This window comes from Bradyrhizobium sp. th-b2, assembly GCF_000426785.1.
Classification (GTDB): Bacteria; Pseudomonadota; Alphaproteobacteria; order Rhizobiales; family Xanthobacteraceae; genus Bradyrhizobium; species Bradyrhizobium septentrionale.
In genome coordinates this window covers 1-5,156 of sequence record NZ_AUGA01000169.1, presented here as the reverse complement: position 1 = coordinate 5,156, position 5,156 = coordinate 1, and the positions used below count along the sequence as shown (strand labels likewise).

The window sequence follows — 5,156 nt, the reverse complement described above, 5'->3', positions numbered from 1 at the left end:
CGAAGCGGGTCTCAATCCCCGGCCGGCCGTTCTCGCTGTAGAGCGGCGCGATCTCGCCGTCGATCCAGTCCCAATCGATCTTGCCGGTGAGCCGGACCAGCTCGTGCTTCAGATTGATGATCTGGTCGAGCCGCGCCCGGAAAAAATCGTTCGCTCCCGTCGTTTTGTGCTTCTTCGGCCGCATCGTGCCCTCCGATGCGGACAGGGAATCATGCTTCGCCCGTCGAGGGAATCTCGAAAACGAAATTGCAAGCTTCCGATGCACAAAACACCAAAACCTTGCAATCTCAGAACGTCATTCCAGCCAAATTACGATTCCAGATCAGTCGCCTGGAAGCTTCTTAACGGGCGACCAGATAGTTTAGTTAATCGGGCATGTTTTCGGCGAAGGGCTTACGCGGCGCCGATCAACTGTCTCGTCATCAGGACTCGAACCTCGCAGTCTGCTGCCCGGGCTTGCGGGAATGCGCCGCTCGTAGGTCGAGCCGGGCCGCGTAAAGGATGACCCAGGCCACCCGCGCAATCTTTGCAGCCAGGGCCACGGTGACCTTGTTGGTATGCATGCGCTTTTCGAGGCCGGTCAGCCACGAACCCAGGCGATTGGAAGTACGGTTCAGATGCATGACGCATGACCTTGCGCCGTAAATCAGCAGCCGTCTGAGGTAGTGATTGCCTCTTTTGCTGATCCCGAGGAGGGTCGTCTTACCACCCGTTGAGTGTTCGCGAGGGACCAACCCAAGCCACGCGGCGAGGTCCTTGGCCCTTCGGAACTGACTAGCATTGCCGGCGCTCGCGACGAATGCCGTCGCCACCAGTGGGCCTATCCCGGGAACAGTCATGAGCCGGCGCGTTCGTTCGTCACTCGCCGCCAAAGCCTCGATTTCACGAGTGATCTCGGCGATGCGGTGTTCGATGTGACCTGCCACTGAATTTTCATCCGGCAGCAGTTAGAGTCTCGGGGCTTTGTACGCCAAGTGGCGCGGGTGGAGCAACGGACGATCGGCGGAGCTGGTCGGGGTTGCGCAGCCGATCGTCCGTTGCGGTGAGGTGGGCGGCATAGGCCGCGGGGGTCAGGTATCTCAGCGACGATCGAGGCAAAATGCCCGCATTTGGCAGACGAGCTGAGTTCGCAGGCCAACCTTCTGATCTCGGATGCGGTGCAGCGCCTGGATGTCGACCTGGGCTTCCGATTTGATCTCAACAAAGCGCATCGCGGGTCGGGTGGCGGCCTCGGCGATCGCTTCCGCATCGATGATATCGTTCTTGTTGGACTTCACGTAGGGCTTCACGAACTGCGCAGGTATCACTCGGACCACGTGCCCAAGCTCTTGTAACTTGCGCGCCAGCCATTGGGAGCCTGGGCAAGCCTCCATCGCGACGGCCGTACGCTGCGCGGCGTCGAAGAACTGCAAAAGTGTGTCGCGGCGGAGCTTTACTTTTTGAATGACTCTACCGCGTGCGTCTGTTGCTACGACATGGAAAACATTCTTTCCGATATCGATGCCGAAGACAGCGGCAGGCTGAGGCTTGTTGCGCAACATTTTTCTGGTCCTTTCTCGGTCGAAAACTCGCCGCGCAGTATGCGCGGGTTCGGCGGGGCAGACCATCGCATTAGCTATGAAGCCTGGCCGGAAGCGCAAGCTGTCGACGAGGTCCGCAGCGAATGGCAGGTCTCGATCCGCAGGGCCTGTGACGCTCTCGAATTTGACCGCTCGATCCATCACTACAAGTCCCGTCGCTCCGGCCAGGCTGACCTCGAACAGAAGATCAAGGAGATCTGCCATATTCGCATCCGCTACGGCTACCGCCGTGTTCACGTCCTGCTGCGTCGTGAAGGCTGGCGCCATGGCCAGAACAAGACGCGGCGCATCTATCGCGAATTGGGCCTGCAATTGCGCAACAGAACGCCCAAGCGCCGGGTCAAGGCCAAGCTGCGCGATGATCGCAGGCCGGCGACACGATCGAACGAGACCTGGGCGATGGATTTCGTCCACGATCCTGGCGACCGGACACAAGTACTCCTTCTCGGCGGATTCCACGCGTGCTCGTTCCTCAGCTCTCTTCGCGGGGATGTTGTAATCATAGGCCGATCCACGCTTGGCATGGCTGGTGGGTAATCCAGCGCGCAGTTCGATGCTCCGGAACTTGCGCGCCAGCAGGGCCGGCCTGGTCCAGATGTAGTCAGTGCTCTTAGTCAGCATATGCCAGATGATCATCGTCAGCTTCCGCGCCGTCGCGACTGCCGCGATGTGCTTGCCGCGTCGTGAAGCCACGCCCTGGAAGAATGCACGCAGCGGTCCCGGCGAACGGGCTACAGCCCATGCTGCTTCGACGAGCATTCCGCGAGCTTGGCCGCGGCCCTGCTTGGTGATCCTGTCCGATCATGATCGAGCTGATTCGGATAATGGCGGCAATCGGCATCGCGCTGGTCGAATCAATCGTCGCCTGGTTCGAGACCAAGGCCGTGCTTGAGCGAGGGCAACTCTCAGGCCAGTCAGCACGGCCTGACTCGTCACCGGACAGCGGATCATAATTTCTGACATATCGAACTCGGCTGCAACTAAGCCTTGCTATATATTCATGACGGCGCGCAGTGTGAGGCTCAGAGATGAGAAAGAGCGACGTAATATGTTCCTGCTGCGGCGCCGGTTTTCGTCGCCTCGAATTATCATCACAGCCCGGGAAGAAAGGCGAGTATCGCTGCCCGGCTGATCGACGTGTGGCGAAACAGCTTACCGAAAGACCGCTGGCGACCAGTAGGGATACACCTACTTTAGACCGTCATGGACTCAATCTTCGACCTATGCCACCCGCCCTCATGCCCGAGCCGAAGTCGGCGCTCCGTTGAACTCGGTCAGCTTCTGAATGTGCGCGATAGCGGCGCTGACCTCGTCGAACAGCATCTCGAGCATCATCCGCAGGCCTGCCGCACCTTCGCGCGGGGATTGGCACTCGCACGCTTCCAGCCGGACGCAGCATCGCCAATCCGAAGGATACCGAAAATCTCCAATTGCTCCACGCCATCTCTACTTTCGCCGCGCACCACAAGAACAAGGCGCTGGTCCGGCATCCTTTCGAAGAAACTCACGATGGCGAGACCGTCAAGTTTTATGCCGAAGAGGAGGACATTCTGATCATCTGCCGAAGCTTGGTGTCCCGATGATCATGCGTCGGATCCAAAATGCGCGTCGATCGCTGCTGCACTTAGAAGCGACGCCTTTGCGACCAAAGTGCCATTTGAAGCCGGTGTTCGACAGCTTCTTCCGCGTTTTCCGCGAAACCTGAATCCAGGTTTGAGCGGCTTGCCCGTCCGCAATCGCAGGAACCGCTCGAGGGCCACGCCCGGCGCGCACCGCAATCCTTAGAAGGCGGCTTGCTTGTCGCGTGCGGCCCGGCGAACCGACTGTACCAGGTCGGCGATGTCGCGACGGATCGGCCACATCGCATCGAACGAGTTCCTAATAAGATGGGACCTGCTCTTCATTGATCAGACTAGCAGGCTCGTAAAGAATGATTCGGTGACCTCACTGACTGACGGCTCCTTCTCGTTAGAAGTGGCGACGGTGACGAATTGGTTTTTGCAGTTCCAGCAGTGCCAAAGATCCTGGACTTCCTGCGCGTTGGCGCGTTCATACCATTCGAGATGGACTAACCCAGAACCACACCGAGGACACTGTGGTTTTGAGATCGATGTCATGTGGAACCTCCTTCGTTTCGCATTGTGCAGCGTGCCATTCCTGGTAGTTTCGGAAATGATCTGTATCAAGATTGCTCGTGAGAGATGAGCCGCGCGGTAATTGCCGCGTACTTAAAGATCGGCGACATCCGGGATCGAAAGCCTTCGCTTGTGCAGTCAAGTCGGCATTTGCCTTAGATCAAGAGTTTACGATTGCGGCTGGCTGTTCCCGCAGCTTCGCCTTCTCAAGCGTAACGAGATCACGGCAGCCCTCGCAGGCAAGTTGTGGTTCGTCGTGAGGCCCCGGCATAGCGTACTCATATCCATAGCCGGAAGCAGGACCGGGAGGATTGGAGCCGAAAAGCCCGTGGCCTTGCCCCGGATCGTCCTTAAGGACGCAGCGAGGACAGTACCGGTCGGCGGCCTTGCCGAGTTGGCATCCAAATTCTTTCCGAAGGGCGTCTCCCTGCCACGTCGTGCCATCGCGCCTGACGAGCTTTCTGGCGCGCGCGAAAGCATGGCGTTCAGCCGCGTCGTCGCCAATACGGATCGTCTGGTCCAAGTGGAAAGGCAAACCGCTATGGCATGGGTCGTTTCCAGCGCGTAGTGTACGGCTGAACCGAGATCATCCGCGTAATAGGTTCCTGACATGCGCGCCTCCTGCTCGGACGTAGCGGGCTCGGAGTACCTGTTGGTCCGAGCCCATAGCCTAAACAGCTTTAGACAGGCAGGTTGTTCGGCTACACCGCTTGTCTAGCGCGATACAGCAACCGTGTTTTTGATGTAGCGCAAAGAAGCTCCGCTCTTGGTCAGAGAAGTGCCAGCTGCGTATGCCGCCCGGGTGTTGCCGTTGCGGCAAGCGTGCCCCCGGCGTGTAGAGGATGCCCATTCACCCGGACCCACAGCAGCAGGATTAGGGACAGATTCGCGTGGCCGAAAGCATCGCGGATAAGTTTCACGCATCTATGATCGGCGTTTCAGCGTCCGCCATCGATCCTCCCTTTGTCGCCGAGGGGTGATCATCGATCAGACTACTGAAGAGGATATCAGTAAGCGCGGCCTTCTACGCACCTTTTTATGTTGAGAGAGCTGATGCATGAGGTGTCCACCAAATGTGAGGTGGACACTACGTGATGGAAGAAGGACAGAAGCTGCGGGTGACGGTTGTGCACCCGAGCGGACGACGAACATTTGATCCGGTAGCTAAGGAGCATCTTATCGCCGCCTGCCTTGAGCTGGGCGCTTCGGTTGCCAAGCTGGCGCTCGAACATGGGGTCAATGCGAACCTTGTGTGGAAGTGGATACGCCAGCACCGGTTCGCAAAGAAGGAAACGGTGGCGATCGCGCCGCCTTCGACGCCGGCGTTTATTCCGGTTCAGATCGAAGGCACCCCGGATCGGGCTATGTCGAGGCAGGACAGTGCTGCTGTGCAGGACCTGCGACCCAATGATCCTGGGGTGCAGCTCTCGGAACTTGAGCG

4 protein-coding genes and 4 pseudogenes are annotated in these 5,156 nt (G+C 58.7%); 3 read left to right on the top strand and 5 right to left on the bottom strand.

Annotated elements, in window-relative coordinates:
- From K359_RS0146830 to K359_RS65530, 4 genes and pseudogenes are all read right to left on the bottom strand, one after another.
- Nucleotides 1-184, bottom strand: a pseudogene (locus tag K359_RS0146830) (IS5/IS1182 family transposase); the annotation flags it as partial.
- A 238-nt stretch (nucleotides 185-422) separates the two neighbouring features.
- The gene (locus tag K359_RS65540; protein WP_245284951.1) at nucleotides 423-926 is read right to left on the bottom strand and encodes an IS110 family transposase; all 504 of its coding nucleotides are present in this window, start codon (nucleotides 924-926) and stop codon (nucleotides 423-425) included.
- 7 nt (nucleotides 927-933) lie between these two features.
- Nucleotides 934-1,095 (bottom strand): annotated as a pseudogene (locus tag K359_RS65535) (IS3 family transposase); the annotation flags it as partial.
- Nucleotides 1,080-1,541, bottom strand: a complete 462-nt coding sequence (locus tag K359_RS65530) for an IS110 family transposase (RefSeq protein WP_245284950.1) — start codon at nucleotides 1,539-1,541, stop codon at nucleotides 1,080-1,082. The pseudogene K359_RS65535 and the gene K359_RS65530, both read right to left, overlap by 16 nt.
- Nucleotides 1,542-1,614: 73 nt before the next feature.
- Between K359_RS65530 and K359_RS60605 the strand changes: the two are divergent.
- A pseudogene (locus tag K359_RS60605) lies at nucleotides 1,615-1,997 on the top strand (IS3 family transposase); the annotation flags it as partial.
- 18 nt (nucleotides 1,998-2,015) lie between these two features.
- Here the strand turns inward: K359_RS60605 and K359_RS65525 are convergent.
- Nucleotides 2,016-2,375, bottom strand: a pseudogene (locus tag K359_RS65525) (IS110 family transposase); the annotation flags it as partial.
- A gap of 8 nt (nucleotides 2,376-2,383) precedes the next feature.
- Between K359_RS65525 and K359_RS62745 the strand changes: the two are divergent.
- Both K359_RS62745 and K359_RS62740 read left to right on the top strand, forming a co-directional pair.
- The gene (locus K359_RS62745; protein ID WP_156929111.1) at nucleotides 2,384-2,533 is read left to right on the top strand and encodes a hypothetical protein; all 150 of its coding nucleotides are present in this window, start codon (nucleotides 2,384-2,386) and stop codon (nucleotides 2,531-2,533) included.
- Nucleotides 2,534-4,809: 2,276 nt separating this feature from the next.
- Nucleotides 4,810-5,156, top strand: a 347-nt coding sequence (locus K359_RS62740; protein ID WP_035978455.1) for a transposase, incomplete at its 3' end; no start/stop codon positions are given.

Bases quoted from the DNA above. Each gene is read 5' to 3' on its own strand.
- K359_RS65530 (WP_245284950.1), bottom strand. From the start codon at position 1,541: ATGTTGCGCAACAAGCCTCAGCCTGCCGCTGTCTTCGGCATCGATATC.
- K359_RS62745 (WP_156929111.1), top strand. From the start codon at position 2,384: ATGATCGAGCTGATTCGGATAATGGCGGCAATCGGCATCGCGCTGGTC.